The 17,824-nt window shown below is 64.5% G+C and carries 14 protein-coding genes; 7 read left to right on the plus strand and 7 right to left on the minus strand.

Annotated elements, in window-relative coordinates; translation table 11 throughout:
• The first annotated feature begins 49 nt into the window (after positions 1 to 49).
• From ACGK9R_RS07940 to ACGK9R_RS07955, 4 genes are all read left to right on the plus strand, one after another.
• On the plus strand, positions 50 to 2,443 hold the full coding sequence (locus tag ACGK9R_RS07940) for a circularly permuted type 2 ATP-grasp protein (protein ID WP_394580010.1): 2,394 nt from the start codon (positions 50 to 52) through the stop codon (positions 2,441 to 2,443).
• The gene (locus ACGK9R_RS07945) at positions 2,440 to 3,318 is read left to right on the plus strand and encodes a transglutaminase N-terminal domain-containing protein (protein WP_394580012.1); all 879 of its coding nucleotides are present in this window, start codon (positions 2,440 to 2,442) and stop codon (positions 3,316 to 3,318) included. Before ACGK9R_RS07940 ends, ACGK9R_RS07945 begins: the two co-directional genes overlap by 4 nt.
• Before the next feature lie 76 nt (positions 3,319 to 3,394).
• The gene (locus ACGK9R_RS07950; RefSeq protein ID WP_394580014.1) at positions 3,395 to 3,826 is read left to right on the plus strand and encodes a hypothetical protein; all 432 of its coding nucleotides are present in this window, start codon (positions 3,395 to 3,397) and stop codon (positions 3,824 to 3,826) included.
• A gap of 70 nt (positions 3,827 to 3,896) precedes the next feature.
• Entirely contained in the window at positions 3,897 to 5,615 is a 1,719-nt protein-coding gene (locus ACGK9R_RS07955; protein WP_394580016.1) for a potassium/proton antiporter, read from the plus strand.
• 101 nt (positions 5,616 to 5,716) lie between these two features.
• Here the strand turns inward: ACGK9R_RS07955 and ACGK9R_RS07960 are convergent, their stop codons facing one another.
• Complete coding sequence (locus tag ACGK9R_RS07960; protein WP_394580018.1) at positions 5,717 to 6,424, minus strand: DUF3581 family protein; 708 nt, start codon at positions 6,422 to 6,424, stop codon at positions 5,717 to 5,719.
• Positions 6,425 to 6,546: 122 nt separating this feature from the next.
• On the opposite strand from ACGK9R_RS07960, the gene ACGK9R_RS07965 reads away from it, so the two are divergent.
• A complete protein-coding gene (locus ACGK9R_RS07965; RefSeq protein ID WP_394580019.1) occupies positions 6,547 to 9,450 on the plus strand; it encodes a hypothetical protein in 2,904 nt (967 codons plus the stop codon).
• A 5-nt stretch (positions 9,451 to 9,455) separates the two neighbouring features.
• Here ACGK9R_RS07965 and ACGK9R_RS07970 read toward each other — a convergent pair whose 3' ends face one another.
• Complete coding sequence (locus ACGK9R_RS07970) at positions 9,456 to 10,178, minus strand: trimeric intracellular cation channel family protein (RefSeq protein WP_394580021.1); 723 nt, start codon at positions 10,176 to 10,178, stop codon at positions 9,456 to 9,458.
• 250 nt (positions 10,179 to 10,428) lie between these two features.
• Here ACGK9R_RS07970 and ACGK9R_RS07975 point away from each other — a divergent pair, with 250 nt between their 5' ends.
• Positions 10,429 to 10,920, plus strand: a complete 492-nt coding sequence (locus ACGK9R_RS07975) for an NfeD family protein (RefSeq protein ID WP_394580023.1) — start codon at positions 10,429 to 10,431, stop codon at positions 10,918 to 10,920.
• 2 nt (positions 10,921 to 10,922) lie between these two features.
• Positions 10,923 to 11,981: an SPFH domain-containing protein gene (locus tag ACGK9R_RS07980; protein WP_394580025.1), complete on the plus strand. Its 1,059-nt coding sequence runs from the start codon at positions 10,923 to 10,925 to the stop codon at positions 11,979 to 11,981.
• A gap of 55 nt (positions 11,982 to 12,036) precedes the next feature.
• Here ACGK9R_RS07980 and ACGK9R_RS07985 read toward each other — a convergent pair whose 3' ends face one another.
• From ACGK9R_RS07985 to ACGK9R_RS08005, 5 genes are all read right to left on the minus strand, one after another.
• Positions 12,037 to 13,422 (minus strand): DUF2252 family protein, encoded by a 1,386-nt coding sequence (locus ACGK9R_RS07985; protein ID WP_394580027.1) that lies wholly within the window; start codon positions 13,420 to 13,422, stop codon positions 12,037 to 12,039.
• A 9-nt stretch (positions 13,423 to 13,431) separates the two neighbouring features.
• The gene (locus ACGK9R_RS07990) at positions 13,432 to 14,946 is read right to left on the minus strand and encodes a sodium:solute symporter (RefSeq protein WP_394580028.1); all 1,515 of its coding nucleotides are present in this window, start codon (positions 14,944 to 14,946) and stop codon (positions 13,432 to 13,434) included.
• Positions 14,939 to 15,166 (minus strand): hypothetical protein, encoded by a 228-nt coding sequence (locus ACGK9R_RS07995; protein ID WP_394580030.1) that lies wholly within the window; start codon positions 15,164 to 15,166, stop codon positions 14,939 to 14,941. The genes ACGK9R_RS07990 and ACGK9R_RS07995 overlap by 8 nt, the downstream gene beginning before the upstream one ends.
• A 44-nt stretch (positions 15,167 to 15,210) precedes the next feature.
• Positions 15,211 to 16,611 (minus strand): amidase, encoded by a 1,401-nt coding sequence (locus ACGK9R_RS08000; protein ID WP_394580032.1) that lies wholly within the window; start codon positions 16,609 to 16,611, stop codon positions 15,211 to 15,213.
• Between the two features lie 133 nt (positions 16,612 to 16,744).
• The gene (locus ACGK9R_RS08005) at positions 16,745 to 17,653 is read right to left on the minus strand and encodes a LysR family transcriptional regulator (protein ID WP_394580033.1); all 909 of its coding nucleotides are present in this window, start codon (positions 17,651 to 17,653) and stop codon (positions 16,745 to 16,747) included.
• Positions 17,654 to 17,824: the final 171 nt, after the last annotated feature.

The following is a 17,824-nucleotide window of genomic DNA, read 5'->3' on the forward strand; positions in this document are numbered from 1 at the left end:
CACCCTTTTCATGTAAAGCGTCACTTTTACGATTGTCAGGAAACGCCGTATGACCGCCTCTGTTGCGCCTTCGACCGCCTCCCCCGGACTTATCGAAGGCTACCTCGAGCAGCTAGGCAATAAAATGCCCGCACGGTTCGACGCCATGGTCGACCGCTTTGGCAAGCTGCGCCCGGGTTGGCCGGCGCTGCTTGCCTGTCTGGATGCCCAGAGCGAACAGGAACGCTTTCGCCAGCACGACGATATCAAAGGGCTTTTGGCCGAAAACGGCGTGATCTTCAACATGCACGAAGAGCGCCAGGGGCGGCCCTGGCGGCTCGACCCGCTGCCCTGGGTGATCGACCAGCCTCAGTGGCATACTCTCGAGGCGGGGCTTTTGCAGCGCAGCCGCCTGTTCAACGCGCTCTATAGCGACATCTACGGTCCGCGCCATCTGTTCGAGGCGGGCCTTCTACCGACCCAGGCGATGCTCGCGTCTGCGGATTTTTTACTCCCCTGCCACGGCGCGCAGCCCACCGATCGCGTCCCGATCAGCTATCACGGGGTCGATGTCATTCTCGACAGCGAAGGGCGCTGGCGAGTGGTCGGCGACCGGCTCCAGGCGCCTTCGGGCACGGGGCTTGCGCTGGAAAACCGCATTCTCATGGCGCGCGCGCTGCCACAAATGTATCGCAACGCGCCGCTCAAGCGCTTGGCGAGCTTTCTCGACACCCACCACCGCACGCTGACGGTGCTGGCTTATCAGCACCGGGACGACCCCACCGTGGTGCTGTTGACCCCGGGGCCGCAGGATCCGCGCTACTTCGAACACGCGTATCTGGCCAACTACCTCAACATCGCGCTGGTCCAGGGCCAGGATCTGGTGGTGCGCGAAAGCCAGCTGTGGTTGCGCACGCTGGGAGGCCTGAAGCCCGTCGATGTGGTGCTGCGTCAATGTCCGGACGCCTTTTGCGACCCGATGGAGCTCAAGGGCGACTCCGCCATCGGGGTGGCGGGGTTGCTACAGGCCGTGCGCACCCAGGGAGTGGCGCTTTCCAATGCGTTGGGCGTGGGAGTGCTCGAAAGCGCGGCGCTGTCCGATTACCTGCCCGCTCTTTGCGAGCACCTGCTGGGTGAGGCGCTTTTGCTGCCTGCCGCCACGCCTCAAACGCTGCCCGCGACGCTGCCTACCTTCGACGAGACGCTGACCGCGTTGAGCCCGGCGGCTTTCAACTTGCGCTGTTTCGTGAGCCGCACACCAAAAAGCATTGCCGCGCCCAAGGGCACCAGCGAGGATTATCAGGTGATGCCCGGCGGGCTTGGCTGGCTGGGAGCACCGGGCTCGCCCTCGCTCGAAAGCCCGGTGATGAAGGATGTATGGGTGACCGCCACCAGCGCGCAGCCCCATACCAGCCAGCTCAAGCAGGCGCGTGGCCCGGTCGTGGTCACTCGCGACAGCGAAGACCTGCCCAGCCGCGTAGCGGAAAGCCTTTTCTGGTTGGGCCGCTACGGCGAGCGGCTGGACAACCGGGCCAGGCTCTTGCGCGAAGCGCTGATGCGGCTCATGGAGTACGACCAGGACGACATCGCCGACCAGGTGCTGGACGAGCTCTTGCTGGCGCTCGATTTACGCGAGAAGCCCGCACCCGCCAGCACGGCGCCGCTCACCGGCTTTCAGCCCAAGCAGGCCGCGCTTCTCGCCCAGTTCGATAGCAGCGACCCGCGCGCCCTGGCGCCGCTTTTCTCCCAGCTTCTCTACAATGCGCGTAGCGTGCGCGATCATCTGGGCGACGACTCCTGGCGCGTGGTTCAACAGCTTCGCCATCAGTTCGAGTCGCTCACGCCACGCCTTGAAACCGGTGGCGCGCGGCGCGCCTGTGAAGGCATCTTCACCCGGCTCGCCGGCTTTTTCGGGCTTTGTAACGAAACCATGCCACACCACTACGGCTGGCGTTTCATGGATATAGGTCGCTTTCTGGATCGCGCGCTGGGGCTGTTGACGCTTTTGAAGCTGATCGTCAACGCCCGGCCCGCACGTCAGCCGGCGCTATGGGAAGTGGTGCTCGCCACGACCGACAACTTCACCGCTTATCGGCGGCGCTACCGCAGCGAGCTGCACCCGGCGGCGATCATCGATCTGCTTTTGTTCGATGAAACCAACCCGCGCTCGGTCGGCTATATGCTCAAACGGCTCAACCAACAGGTCGAGCGCTTGCCGGGCACGGCCACGCCCTACCGCAACGCCGAGCGTCGACTCCTGATTCAGGCCAACGCGGCGCTCCATCTGGCCGACATCGACCGGCTAAGCCGGGTCAACGACACTCAGGAGGCCCAGCAAGCGTTCGGCCAGCTGCTCGATGCGCTTTTGACACCGCTCAATGCGCTGTCCGATGCGATCAGCCATAGCCATTTCAGCCATGTCGAGCGGGCAAGTCTCATGGTCAGCATGGAGCCCGCGCCGTGAAGTACACGCTTCGCCACACTACGCGCTATCACTACAGCGCGCCGGTCACGCTTTGTCACAGCGAGACCCGCGTGCTGCCGCGCAAGACGCAGCACCAGCAGTGCGGCGCCTCGAAGCTTTCCATCACGCCGCTCCCACATTATCAGGCCGAACGGCGCGACGTGTTCGGCAACCGGGTGCTCTACTTCGCCATGGAAGAGCTGCATCGGATGCTCGACGTGACGGTGACGACCCCGATCCATACCTGGGGCATGGCCGCGCTGCCCGCGCACTCGCCGGCCTGGGAGCAGGTCGCGGCGTTGCTCGAGGCCGATTCGCGCTTCGAAACCCAGCTCTACCGGCTGGACTCCCCTTTCGTGCGCCGTAGCGCCGAGCTTGCCGAGTTCGCAAGGCTTTGCTTTACCCCGAAGCGACCGCTCGTCGAGGCCGCCCTGGCGCTCAACGCCTACGTTTTCGAGCACTTCGAGTATGATCAGGGGTTTACCACGTTGGCCACGCCACTTTCCGATGTATTGACCAATCGCCGAGGCGTTTGTCAGGACTTCGCCCACCTGATGATCGGCGCGCTGCGCTCGATCGGGCTCTCGGCGCGCTACGTGAGTGGCTATCTGGAGACCGAGCCGCCACCGGGCAAGCCGCGGCTGGTAGGGGCCGACGCCTCCCACGCCTGGCTTGCGCTTTGGGTGCCGGAGTGGGGGTGGCTGGCGCTCGACCCGACCAACGGGGCGCTGGCCGGCGAACGCCATCCGGTACTCGCCTGGGGGCGAGACTACTTCGATGTGGCCCCGCTCAAGGGCGTCATGAACGGCGGCGGCAGCCACCACCTGGAAGTCGAGGTCGACGTGATACCCGTCGCTTCGCCCGGTGCTGCGTGACACGATGCCACTGCAGGGTGACTTGACGAAATCGCGCCTCGGGCAGGAAGATAGAGCGACCGCACAGGACGTCGTCATGCCCTTTATGCCTTCCTATCACCGCCGCATCGCCGCGCATCGCTTCACGCGGTGGCCGCGTTTATGCGTTCTTATCGTCCTGTTATTCGGGGTGTTCGGCCACCCACACCCGCAGGGAACTCTCCAGGCCAAAACGGTCGGTCACGACGCCAAGGTTCAAAAGGAGACGCGGGGCTACGCATACCTGCCCGAGCGTTTACGTCTTCGCGCGCCGATGGCAGCGTCCTTCGATGGCGACTCGGAAACCGACCAGGGGCTTGCTTCGCAGTCGCCGCCGTTTTATACCCTGGACATCGCCTCCAGCGCCGATCGCCTGACCCGGCGTTTGGCATCGTGCGAGCGCTTTCTCGCCGCCGCGCTCGTCATTCGCTCCCGCGGTAACTACCAGCTACCCGCTTATCGCGCGCCCCCCTCTCGCTCATTGACGTAACCCTTGATCCCTCTTCGCGATCGCCAGGGCCGGCCGGTCGTTAATTGCGTCATGCCTGAAAGGACATTTCATGTTTTTAATCGACAAGTTGATTTTACTTGCCGCCGTTTTGATATTGGTGGGCATTCTCTCGAGCAAGCTTTCCGCACGCCTGGGCCTGCCGGTACTGGTGCTCTTTTTGGCGATCGGTATGTTGACCGGCGAGAGCGGTATCGGCGGTATCGCCTTCGACAACCCGATTTGGGCCCACGCGCTCGGCACCATGGCGCTCGCCGTCATTCTTTTCGACGGCGGTCTACAAACGCCGGCGGCCTCGATCAAGGCCGTATGGAAACCCGCATCGCTACTCGCGACCCTGGGCGTTCTCGTCACCGCCGTGATCACCGGCGTGGCGGCCACCTACATTCTAGGGCTCTCGCTTCTGGAAGGGCTGCTGCTCGGTGCCATCGTGGGCTCCACCGATGCCGCTGCGGTATTCTCGCTGTTACGCAACGCCAACATCCACATCAACAAGCGCCTGAAATCGACCCTGGAGATCGAAAGCGCCTCCAACGATCCCATGGCGATTTTTTTGACCGTCGGCCTTCTGGAAGTGATGGTAAACGACATGCCGCCGGGCCTTGGGCTGTTGCAGCTGTTCGTGACGCAGATGGGCGTGGGCGCTTTGGTGGGGCTGGGGATAGGCTGGGCATCGGTCAAGCTGATCAACCGGATCCACCTGGTGGCCTCCGGGCTCTATCCTGTCATGGTCGCCGCCTGCGGCTTTCTATCGTTCGGTATCGCGGCCAACCTCGGGGGCAGCGGCTTTCTTGCCATTTTCCTGACCGGTGTGGTGATCGGTAACCGCCGGATCGCCTTTCAGCGCAGCATCTTCCTGTTTCACGATGGTCTGGCCTGGCTGAGTCAGATCGCCATGTTCGTCGTGCTGGGTCTCTTGATCAACCCGCCCTCGCTACTCGAGGTATGGTGGCAAGGGCTTTTGATCGCGGCGGTTTTGATTCTCGTGGCCCGCCCGCTGGCGGTGATTCCGATTTCGAAGCTGTTCGGCTTCAACGCTCGTGAAACGAGCCTGGTTTCCTGGGTGGGCCTGCGGGGCTCGGTGCCGATCATTCTGGCCATTTTCCCCTTGATCTTCGGGCTCGAAAGCGCGCCGCTGATCTTCAACGTCGTGTTCTTCGTAGTGCTGATCTCCGCCTCCATTCAGGGCACGACGCTGCCGATGGTGGCGCGTAAATTGAAGTTGACCGAGCCGCCGCCGGCTCAGCCCGCGGCTAGCCTGGAGATCACCGCGCTTGAAGAGGTCGATGCGGATATCGTCGAGTACCGCCTCAGCGAGCAGCCTCGAGCCGAGGGGCGACGTCTTTCGCAGCTGGCGCTACCGGAAACGACCGTGGTCGCGATGATCACGCGCGGCCCCACGGTGATACCGCCGCGCGGCTCCACCGAGTTGAAAGCGGGAGATCATCTCTTCGTGGTACTGCGCCCCGAGACGCGCCCTTTCATCGACCGCGTATTTTCCGACGCGCCGGAAGGATCCGACACGGAATTTCCCGACAAGCCACTGCGGCTCAAGGGCAGCACGCGACTCGTCGATCTGCGCGACTCCTACGGCATTCGCACGTCCGAAAGCGAGGAGATAACGCTTGATCGGTTACTGCACGAACGCCTTTCGACGCCGCTCAAGGCAGGCGATACGCTGTCTCTGGGGAACATTACGCTGAGCGTGGAGGGGCTTTTGGGCGACCGGGTGACGACCGTCGCCTTGACGATCACCGAGAGCTCCACTTGATCGAAAAACGGGCATGGCGACATGCCCTTTTCCTGACAGGCGCTTGTCGTATTGCGCCACGCACGTCGATCATGGCTGGCTGACGACGTGCTCAGACTGGGTCAGGCGGCTTCGTAAGCCGCCTTCAAGCGGTAGAACTCGTCGACGATCGCCGCCATCTGCAGGTCGTCGTAGTCACACAGCCCGCTGACTACGAGCTTTTTCGAGCCCACCCCGACCGGCTCTCCCGCCGATTCGATGGCGAACTCCAGAAGCGCTTCGGCGCGCTTGCCCTGAACGTCGAGCGAGGAGTCGGTCAGCGCCAGGTTCGGTGTAAAGCCGTCAAGCCTGGTCAGCGAAAAACCCATGCTGTCGTAGATCACCAGCGGGCGCTTGGGGTTGAACATCACCCCGTGCTCCTCCATGAGCGGCTTCAGGTAGTGCGGGAAGTTCTTGCCTGAAAACGCCACGTAGCAGCGCGCGAAATTTTCGATCACGTGCGGGTCGAACGTGGTATCGCCCTGGCGGGTGACATGCAGGTAGCACTTGCCGCTGTCATCGCCCACGTGGATCTTGCCGTCTTCGCTCTCGCTGAACGTGAGCGGCGTGTCCGCCGCTACCATATTGGTAAAGCGAAACTCCATATGGCGCGACAGACCGAACCTGGCCAACACCAGGGTGAACAGCAGATCGCCGGGCACGCAGAAGCGCCGCGCATCCGGATTGTGGATGGGGTTGTAGTCACCGGCGACGCCTTTGGCGAAACGGCTGGCCTGCTCGGCGGAGATCACCACATGGTCTCCGCGCTGCGTGTAAAAATCCTTGAACATGGCTTTGCTGCCTGCCTAGCGTTGAAGTCGAAAACCCATATCAGTCCCTTGTCGCGCATAATGCCATAAAACATGCGCCAAAAGGAGCCATTATCAAACGCTCTACGTCTTCGAAAACGCGCGTGGTTCGTCATTCGCTGCTCGCCCTTTCGATCGTTTTGATCGCCGCTATTATGCTTTCGATGCTGTGGTGGCTTTCGAGTTCGCTGCTGCTCAACAGCCAGTGGGCGGCCGACCGGCTCTCTCAAATCGAAGGCGTCGAGGTGCAGTGGCAGCGCGCAAGCTCCCGCCACCCCGGCCGCTGGGAGGTCGAAGGCCTGACGCTGACCCGCCAGGACCCGACGCTCCCTGTCAGCATCAGCGCCGAGCGCGCCACGCTTTCGCTCTCGCTGCTTTCGCTTTTAACTGGAAAGCTGCACATTCACGCCCTCGATGCCGAAGGCATTCGCCGCTTTCGCGTGGGCGATGTCGCGCTGACCGCCGAGGGTACGCTCAGGCTTGTCGATACCGCCTTCAGCGGCGACACACTCTCGGCCGGCGAGCTGACACTGGCCGTGGCCAACGGCCAGCTGACGCGCTTGAGGGATAGCGCCACGCTTGCCCGCGACGTACGCCTCGACGCCCGGGCCACGCTCGCACCCACCGCCACCTCGGCGCAAGAGCCGGCAATGCTTGCCGAAGCGCTGCTCGACGCGCTCACGGCCAAGCTCGATGCCTCGGCCCGGGCGGACGCCTGGGATGTATTCATGCCCTATCTCGAAGCGCTGCCCGGCGTCAGCCTGGCGGGAAACGGGGCGCTCACGGTGGCACTCGGCATCGAGCGCGGCGTGCTGACCCATGAAAGCGAGGTGGCGCTTCGCGCCCCGGCGCTGCGCCTGGGGCTCGACACCGCGACACTTCTACGAACGCCCCAGCCCGAGGCGCTGGCCGAGCATAGCGCGACGGGCAGTGGCCTGGTGCGTTTGAACGTGGACGACGACGCGCTGAACTTTCGCGCCGCGCTCGAGGACGTGGTACTCGCCGACCAGACGCCCTACGCCGACCAGGCCTCGTTCACGGCCACCGCGACCACGGCCAACCAGCGCCTTGATCAATTGGCGCCGCCGCGCGGCGCCGAGATAGCGCTGGAGGGCCGGGTAAGGCGCCTGGACATGCTCGACCGCTACGCCAGTCCCGCCGCCCCGGCGCCGCTGGCCTTCGAGGGCCAGGGGCGGATCAGCGCCCGCGCCGAAATCCAGGACGCCGCGCTTTACCGCGCCGCGCTCGACGTCGAGGCCGACGGGCTCAGCGCCACTTACAACGCGTTCACCGCCCGTGGAAACGGCGTGCTGCGCGCCTCGAACGAGCCCGGTGCCCTGGTCGAGTCCTCGCTTTCACTCAGCAGTGCCACGCTGACCCACCAGGACCGTACGCTGCTGGCCGACGCCGACATTACCCTGGCGCTGGAAAGCCCGCTCGAGGCGCCGACACTTGATGAGATCAGCGCGCGCCTGACCTGGCAGAACGCCACGATGCCGGATATTGCCGCCCTTTCGCCGTATCTCGCGGCGGCGCTGCCGAGCCCGCAGGCGCTCGAGCTCGAAAGCGGCCAGGCGCGCAGCCAGGGGCAGCTTTCGCTTGCCGATAACCGGCTCCAGGGCGAGCTGTCGCTCGTTGGCGAGCGCTGGGGCACGCGCCTGCCGGGTGACGATCAGCCGCGCCGTCTCGAGAGCGACGCCCGCCTGACGCTCTCCCTTCAAGACGCCGCGCTCGACGGCTCGGCGTTTGACCTCAGTGGCTCCCGGCTTCGCTGGCAGGTGGCCAGCGCCACGGCCTCGACCGAGGCGCTCGAAAGCGAGCTGGTACTGCGCCTGGGGCGGTTTCAGCGCCGGGACGGTGAACTCGGCGGCCAGGTTCGCCTGGAAGGCGAGGTGCAGCGCCTTGGTTTTCTCAACGCCTTTCTTCCCGCGGGGCCGGGCTTGGCCGTCGACGGCAGCGGCGAACTCTTTCTGGAAACGGCGTTCAGCGGTAGCGACCTGCTCCCCCCGACCCGGCTGCGGGTGGATGCCAATAACCTTGAGGCGCACTTTCTCGACTACACCGCTTTTGGGCGCGGCGAGCTTCGCGCCGAGCTTTCGAGTCGCGACGACGCCTCGCTAACGCTGGCCATTCCTCGCTTCGAGCTGACCCGCCAGGGCGGCGAGCGCCCGGCGCTGGCCGGGCGCCACCTGGCGCTCACCACCCAGACAGCGCACTTTCGCGACGTGCGCGAAACGCCTTCGCCGGAGCAGTTCACCACGCGCATCCAACTGCCCATCGTCGAGGTACCGGATATCGCTCGCTACAACGACTACCTGCCGGATACCGAGGGGCTTGAACTACTGGGCGGCCAGGCGAGCCTTGAAAGTGAATGGCGCCTTGACGGCTACCGCGCCGAGGGCGAGGTGACGCTGCGCGCCTTTCGCACCGAGCTTGCCCTTCTAAAGCAGCGCCTGCGCGGCGATCTCACGCTCCACCTGGCCCTCGACGAGGGCGACTGGCAAACCCGGCGTTTTCGCGCCCGCGACTCCAGGCTCACGCTCGAGAACGTCTTTCGTTTGAGCGACCAGGGCGCTCAGGATGCGGGCTGGTGGGTGCGCCTGGAGCTGGTCGATGCCGCGCTCACCTGGGCCGAGCCGATCGAACTGTCGAGCTCGCTGCGCTTGAGCATGCGCGACACGGGGCTTCTGGCGCGGCTGTTTCTGGCCCGCGCTCGGAGCAACGAATGGCTGGGGCGGCTTCTGAGCGTACATGGCATCGAAGGGCGGGCCAATGTAGCGATCAGCGGCGAGCGCATTCACCTGCATGATTTAGCACTGGGCGGCGGGCCGCTTTCGCTTTTATCGGATATTACGCTCGGTGAACAGGGCGTAAGCGGCGCACTCTATGCCCGCCTGGGGGCGCTGGGGCTGGGGGTCGAGCTGATTGACGGCGAGCCGAGCCTGCACCTTTTACAGCCCAGACGCTGGTTCGACGGCTGGCGCGCGACCCGGGCGCCGCGCTGGTAAAACGATTAGCGCCGGCGGCGCGGGCGCTCGCGGCGAATCATGCGCACCCGCTCCTTGGCTTTTTCAGGCGTGGAGAGCGCGCCGGGCTCGGCATCGCTTTCCGGCGGTGCCACGCTCACCCAGGCGAACTGCGGCAGCGCCAGGTGCCAGCGGATGGCGGCCAGGCGAAGCCCCAGGGTCGTGCACAGCGAAGCGCCGATGGCGACGCCGAGCGGCGCGCTGAAAGCGTAGAGCGCGGCATAGACGATGCCACCGGCCATGGCGGCGGTAGCGTATATCTCTTCGCGCAGCACCATCGGCACCCGCTGGGCGAGCACGTCGCGCAACATCCCGCCGGCGACCCCGGTCATGATGCCCATCAGCACCGCCACCACGCCGGCGTGCCCCAGTATCAGCGCCTTGTGGGTGCCGATCACGGTAAAAAGCGCAAGCCCGAAGGCGTCCGCCACCGGTAGAAAGCGGCGCGAGAGCCGGTGAATGTAGTGAAACCCCAAAAGCGACACGCCCACGGTCAGCAGAATCACCCAAAGGTAGGCCGGGTCGCTGACCCAGAACACCGGCCGGATACCCAGCACCAGATCGCGCAGCGTGCCGCCGCCGATGCCGGTCACCGCAGCCAGCACCAGCATGCCGAACGGGTCCATGCGCGAGCGACACGCCAGTATCACCCCGGAAAGGGCAAATACGATTACCCCGGCCATGTCCAGCCAGTAAACCACTCCCGTCACGCGCGCCTCTCCTGAACCGATTCCGATAGCCGGGGGATGGTACTCTTTTTGTGCTGTCCGTGTCCGCGCCACCGATGGCCGCGCCGACAAGTACCGTGACGCCTGGCGCCGATTGCCGGTATGCTACGAGAATGACCACCCCGAAACCGAGTTAGCTCGTAAATGTCAGCTCGACGGCGGGCACGGCTCTCACGCCCCCCTTCGAGTTCTGATTTTCAATCACGGATCTTCAACCCCCAGGAGTAAGCCCATGGAGTGGAACCCCGCCTATAGCTGGCTCGTGCTGGCGCTGCTCTTGAGCCTGGCCGAGCTCACCTCCGGCGCCATGCTGCTGTTGGCGCTGGGCATCGCCGCGGCGCTGACGGCGCTGGTGACCGCGCTCGGCCTGGGAGTGCCCTGGCAGCTGCTCTGCATGGGTATTTTCTCCGGCGTGCTGGTGCCGCTGGGTATCCGCTACATTCGCCCGCGTTTTTCACCGCGCGGCGTGGCCTACGGCACCACCGGTACCGGGGTGGAGAAAGGCAATCGTTATACCACGTTAGAGCGCGATTATGACGGCGCCACGGGGATCAAGGTCAACGGCGACTTCTACCGCCTGCGCGTGCTGGAAAGCGGTGACACCGCGTTACCCCCGGGCACCGAGGTCATTTTCAAGCGATTCGAGGGCACTACCGCGCTGGTCGTGCTCACTCCTCCCCCCGACCCGACCCACCACGACAACGCTCACAAGAAGGAGCCCTGAAGATGGATCTACCCATTAGCCCTGGCCTGTTGATCAGCCTGATCGTTCTCATCATCGGTATCACCATCATCGTCAAGGGGCTGGTCATCGTGCGCCAATCCGAAGTGATGGTGGTCGAGCGGCTCGGCTCGTTCAACCGCGTGCTCGAAAGCGGCATCAACGTCATCATCCCGTTCATCGAGCAGCCGCGCGCCATCACCATGCTGCGCTATCGCAAGCTCGGCGACGAGTACCAGGCGATCACTACCGATGAGATCCGCATCGACCGCCGCGAAACGGTGATGGATTTTCCCGGCCAGCCGGTGGTGACCACCGACAACGTCACCGTGCGCATCAACGGCGCGCTCTACTTCCAGATCATCGACCCCAAGCGAGCGGTGTACGAAGTGGAAAACATGAGCCAGGCCGTCGAGGTACTGGCCAAGACCACGCTGCGCTCGGTGGTCGGCAAGATGGAGCTCGACAAGCTGTTCGAGTCCCGCGCCGAGGTGAACAACGAAATCCAGGCGGCGATGGAGGAGCCCGCCTCCAAGTGGGGGGTGAAGATCTCTCGCGTCGAGGTGCAGGATATCGCCATGCCCGAAGAGGTGGAGTCCGCCATGCGCCTGCAGATGGCCGCCGAGCGTAAGCGCCGGGCCACGGTGACCGAGGCCGAAGGCGAGAAATCCGCGGCGATCGCCATGGCCCAGGGCCAGCGAGAATCCGCCATCCTCAACGCCCAGGGCGACAAGGAGTCAGCGATTCTGCGCGCCCAGGGCGAGCAGGAGTCGATCAAGCTGGTACTCAACGCCATCGGCGAAAGCGAGGAAAACAAGCGCACCGTGGTGGGTTATTTGCTGGGGCAAAGCTACATCAAGGTACTGCCCAACATGGCCAAGGACGGCGAGCGAGTGTTCGTGCCCTACGAGTCCTCGGCGCTTTTGGGCTCGATGGGCATGTTCCGCGAAATGGCAGGCTCGCCGGAAGACACCGTAGCCAGCCACCTGCGCGAGGGCGCTTCAAGAAGCGCGCGCCACAGCGCTTTCCAAAGCGGCGTCGTGGGGGGTGCAGCAGGCCAATAACGGTTTTTCACCTCACGCCAAACGCCAGGCACCGAGCGCAGGGCTCGGTGTCGCTTCAAGACGCGATACGCCGCGCTACATCAGCAGAAGAGCCCGTGCCCAGTGGTTCGCCAGCCATGAAATGCTCGGCGAACAGCCGGTAATCCTGCGCGACGCAGGCGGCATAGCCACGGGCAAACGCCGCCACGCTTTCGATGAACGCCGCCTCGTCTCTGGCGGCGCGCTCACATACTGCCTCGGCAAACCCGGCTTCACCGCGGTTCAGCGCCGTGGCCCCCTGCACGTGAAGATCCGCCAGCATGGCGCCCCACTGCTGCGCGAGTTTGCAATACGCCTTGGCGCCCTTGATCTTGTGGGTGGGCAGGCGTTTTTGAAAGCCGGGCAGCTGGCGAACCGCCAGAATGCGCTCATTGAGCGTGATCCAGCCAAGGTAGGCATCAAAATGTGATGAAAGCGCGTGCGCGGCGGCGGCGTGGCGAAGCCCCTCGTTAAGAAAGAGCTTGCGCCAAACCTGCTGGTCCGCCCTGCTCAGAAGATGAAACGCCTGGGGCGGGCGCTGCTCCTTGACCTCGAGGATGACGTTATCGTGCTCGTCTTCGTGGCCGCCCTCGAGCAGCACGTAATAGTGCTCGAGCCCCGCCTCATCAAGCCTGCGCGCGGTGTCCTTGCCCCTAAAGTGGTGGGCATCGCCCTGCCTTGCCGGGGTCTTGAGCGTCTGCGGGTAGTCGTTTTCGATGATTCGCTTGAGCCGGCTGGCGACGTCCGCAGGCAGGTTGGCGAGCTTCTGCGACCCCGTCACGAAACGCCGGTTCTGGTGCTCGTCGAGCTCGGTCCACTTCGCGAGTGCCCGCCCCGGGTGCTGCTTGTCCGCCACTTTGCGCAGAAACGCCTTGAGCGGGCCCTTCGCGCTTTCAAGCGCACCCGCCCGAGCGGGCTGGCCGTCGCGGTGAGCCTTTAGAGCCTCGAGATAGCCTCGGGCCAGCGCTTCCAGCGCCCGGTCGATCCCCTTGTCGGAAAGCCCGGCGTTTTCGCGTGCGTCCAGCGTCAGGCTCGTGGCCAGCCGCCATAGATCGAGCTGGTAATCGCCGATCAGCGCGTGATCCAGCGATGTCAGGGTGTAGTGAGGCGGATGCTGAGGATAGCCCACGGCGGCGAAGCTCCCCACCCGCGCATCGCCGTGAAGCCAGGTGCGGGTTTGCGGCCAGCCGCCGAAAAGCGCGAGGCGCCAGTCATGCCAGGCGTCCTGCCAGTAAAGATGATCCGAGGCGTCGAAAAAGCGTCGCGGCGACGCCGCCATACGAGCGAATTTCGCCTGGCGATGCGCCGCCGAAAGCGTTTCATTGACGCTGTAGATCGACTCGATGACCTGCTGAGGGCGGTCTCTTCCGACCCGTTCGTGGCTCATGGCGCTGCCTTCGTTGATGAGTGCAAGCCCCAGCATAGCCGCGTTTCATGAACGCTGTGAGTCAGCTACCTCGAGCGACAGCGCCCCGGCGCGCCGGAACCCGCGCGGCGCCGCGATGCGGAAAAAGCGCTCGACCACGCTCGCCTCCACCGCCGGGGTGACGAGCGAGACCAGAACGAACACCGGCAGATTGAGCATCAAGCCCCAGAAGCCGGCGTGAATGCCCAACGGATGCGACCACACCGTGGTGAACGCCACGGTGACCACGAAACCCGATAGAATCCCCGCCATCACACCCAGTGTGGAGGCCCGCGGCCAGAAGAACATGCCGATGAACGCTGGCAGCACCTGGGAGGCAAAGCCCAGCCCTACCAGCAGAATCATCACCAGGCTCCCCGGCTCGGCAATCGCCAGCGGCGCGACGATCAGCGCCATCACCGGCAGCAGCAGCCAGCGGGCGAGTTTGGCGGTGAACGCATCGGAAAGCTTGAACAGCGGCTGCAGCACGTCCTTGGTGATCGAGAGTGCCACCGAGTGAATGAACGGCTCGCTCGACGACATCGAGGCGGCGAGCGTCCCTGCGCCCAGAAGCCCCACCAGCACCACCGGCAAATTCGCCATGGCGTACTCCAGCACTACGGTGTCGGCGCGAGCCAACTCCGGCAGCGAAAAGATGCCGATGAAACCGACCACCACCATGGGCAGGATCACCACATAATACGTGGGCAGCCAGGTGGCGCTGCGCCGAATGGTGCGCGCCGAGGACGCGCACATCCACTGGGTCCACACCGGCGGCATGAACGAGAACATCGACACGATGATCGAGGTGGTCCAGAAGCTGAAACTCATGTCGCCCTTGGCACCGGGCAGGGTCAAAAACTCTGGGTTCTCCGCCTGGAGTCGCTCGAACAGCGCGGCCACATCGAGCCCGCCGGTGGCGCTGTGCAGCGCCCAAAGCCCTACCGACCAAGCGACCACCAGCATTAGCGCCCCCTGGAAGGCGTTGGTGCGCCCGATCGCGCGCTGGCCGCTCACGTAGAGATACACCGCGATGCAGGTAAGCACGATGATCACCCCGAGCCACACGGGAATCATCCCGCCACTCATCACGAACAGGATATAGGCGGAGCCCACGGTCTGCAGCACCGCCACGGCGACCGAGCCCACCGCCATGACCAGCGCAGAAAGCCCCCCGAGCGCCGGGCTCTGGTATCGGTCGGCGATGGCGCTTGCCTGGGTCACATGACCGAACTGCTCGCCGAACTGCCACACTTTGGGGCCGAAATACCAGGCCACCAGCGCCAGATAGGCGAGATACACCGCCACGTAGAACACCGCAATGCCCTTGGAGTAGGCCCAGCCCGGCGCCCCCATGAAGGTGTAGGCGCTCACGCTACCGGCGGCGATCAGTAGATACAGCGTCACCGGCCCCATACTGCGACCGGCCACGCCCCACTGCTCCAGCGACTCCATACGGTGCCCGGCCCGGGCCTTCAGGCCAATGATCATCGCGCTGGCGATATACCCGAGCGTAATGACGAGCGGCCAGGCGCTATTCATGACCATCCCCCTCGACAATGCGATTGCCGATCAGCATCACGGCGACGCAGGCGAAGATGATCACGTAGCTCCAGACGATCATCAGCGGCAGGCCGAACAGTAGAACTACGCGGTTGAACAGCCCGATCACCGGCCAGGTACCGGCCAGTACCAGGCCAACGAAGGCGGCAAGCAGCCCCCACCCTGCGCGGGAGGTGGGGAGAACGAAACGTTGACGCATGGTAATTCCCTTTGAAGTGGTAGTAGGCATATTGTTATCGAGAGTCACGCAGGATGGGTGAGCAGTGAAGGCCATTGCGGGGGAAGCGCAAGGCAGCTCTGTAGCTGGTAAGCCAGCTTGAGCACTCCGTGGTCATTGAAGCGCGGCCCGATCAGTTGAACGCCGATGGGCATTCCCTCGCGGCTATAGCCGGCATTGAGCGAAATCGCCGGCTGCTCGCCCATGTTCCAGGGCACGGTGTAGGCAATGTGCTCGAATGGCCGGCGAGGATCGTCGGTGGGCGACGCCCACTCGGCGGGGAAGGCAACGTTGGGTGTGGTGGGCGAGATCACGAAATCGACATGGTCGAACACGGCCTCGCTCGCCCGGCGCATCGCCATGGTCTGCTGGAAGCCGTTCACCACGTCTTGGGCACTCGAGGCCTTGGCGGCACTGGCCCACTCGGTAATGGCAGGCAGCACTTGGGCGCGCTCCTCAGCGGAAAGCTTCTCGAGCTCGGTCTGCTGGCGCGCCTGCCAGAACCGATCCAGCCCGTCGAGCATCTCTCGAGTCAACACCGGGGCCACTGGAACGAGCTTGGCGCCGCATGCTTCCAGTGCCTGGGCGGCGGCAACCACCGCTGCCTCGATCTCCTGCGCCAACGGCAACCCACAGCCAGCATCGAGCATCAGCCCGATACGTAAACCGCTCAGATCGAGCGCGAGGTCCTGCCAGTCGATCGTCTCCGGCGGCAGGCGCATGGCATCTCGCCGGTCGGTTCGGCTCAGGCTCGGCATGACCAGCGCCGCATCCTCGACACAGCGCACCATGGGCCCGGCGCAGCGACCGACGTAATAGGGGTCGATCGGAATGCGCCCGAGGGTCGGCTTGAAACCGACCACGCCGCACCAGGCGGCGGGCAGGCGTACCGAGCCGCCGATGTCGGTGCCGATATGCACCGGCCCGAAGCCAGCCGCCGCCGCTGCCCCGGCGCCGGAGCTCGACCCGCCAGTGTTACACTCGAGGTTCCAGGGGTTGCGGGTCAGCCCGTGAAACGATGAAAGCCCTGACGAGAGCATGCCAAAATCCGGGCAGGTAGTCTTGCCAAGCAGCACCGCGTTGGCCTCACTCAGGCGCGCGGCAGGCGGCGCGTCAGCCGCCGCCAGGCTCTGGTCGCCCAGCCCCGTCCCCACCGGAACCGGCTGACCCTGAGTGGCCACCAGCTCCTTAAGCGTAATCGGGATGCCGTCGAGCGCCCCCAGGCTCTCGCCTTTCGACCAGCGGGCGGTGGAGGCCTTGGCGGCGCCCAGAAAGCGCTCCGGCGAATAGGCGTACAGCGCGTTGATCTGGCCTTCGTACCGCTCGATATGAGCCACCAGGTCCTTGGCCACCTCGTCGGGAGAGAATGTCTTGTTCCGGTAGCCATCCAGCAGTTGAGTGGCCGTCAATTGATGAAGCTCGAACATGCCGTCGTCCTTTGCGTTGTTATCGACGCGTCCAGAATGGCGTGAGTCAGCACACTATACTATTTCAATTTGAACGACGGCGTGTCCACTTTTTGTGTGCACCTTCAACGACAGAGATCAACGCACGGCGCTGTCACGACTCGCTGTCGTGAGCCTGCAGCGCCTTGGCCAGCAGCGACAGGCATGCCTCAACTGCAAAACTGCGCGTACGGTGGCGAAAAACGCACAGATCCATGCGCGCGGGTTCGAGTTCGTCTGGCGCGAGGGGAACGCTTGTAAGCTCGCCCTGGCGGCACTCCCGAGCCACCGCCATGGGCGGCAAAACCAGCACGCCAGCCCCGTTCAAGGCCAGCGCCTTCTGGGTCTCGAGAGAGGCGGTATCGAAGGTGGGCATGAGCTTGATACCCGCTCGGTGAGCGCTGCGTTCGAAAGCCTGACGTGCCCCGAAGGCTTCACCCGGCAAGATGATGCGGTGCTCCGCCAAGCGCTCAAGCGTCACTTCGCCCAAAGCGGCCAGCGGATGCTCCGGCGCCATCACCGCATGGTGCTCCAGTCGGGCGCTTTCCAGGATCAAGATATCTTCGTGGCGCGGCATGAAAAACGAGAGGCCGATATCCGCAGTCCCCAAGCGCAGGCCTTCCACCACCTGCCCGGCGCTGGCGATGCCGATATCAAAATTCAGCCGTGGGTAGCGCTGCCCCATGTCGGCGAGCGCCGGGGCCAGCAGCCCCACCACCACGCCTTCGGCCACCTGCAGACGTACCCGGCCGGTACGCAGGCCCTTGAGATCGGCGATATGCTCCTGAACGCGCTCCAGGTCGCGCAAGGTGTGCTGGGCCTGAGCGGCGAGCAGCTCTCCGGCAGCGGTCAGGCTGATGCCGTTGGGGCCGCGCTCCAGAAGCGGCGCGCCCATCTGATGCTCCAACAGGTCGATTTGGCGGCTGATCGCCGTGGGCGCGATATGCAGCTTGGCCGCCGCCTGGCGTAACGAACGACACCGCGCCACGGTGTCGAAGTAGTGAAGCGCGCGGCCGCTGATCATGGGGTACTCCTTGTTTTGAAACGTGATCGCGGCTCAGGTGTTCTGCCGCACGAACTCGAAGGTTTGCGGGTGCTGCTCGCAGTAAAAAAGATAGATGAGCCCGACCGCTCACCAGTCCAGGTTCGCCTCGCCTTCAGAGTCGATCTGGGCGTGAAACCTCACGGGCGTTTG

The sequence above is a fragment of the Halomonas sp. HNIBRBA4712 genome (genome assembly GCF_043558675.1).
Lineage (GTDB): Bacteria > Pseudomonadota > Gammaproteobacteria > Pseudomonadales > Halomonadaceae > Vreelandella.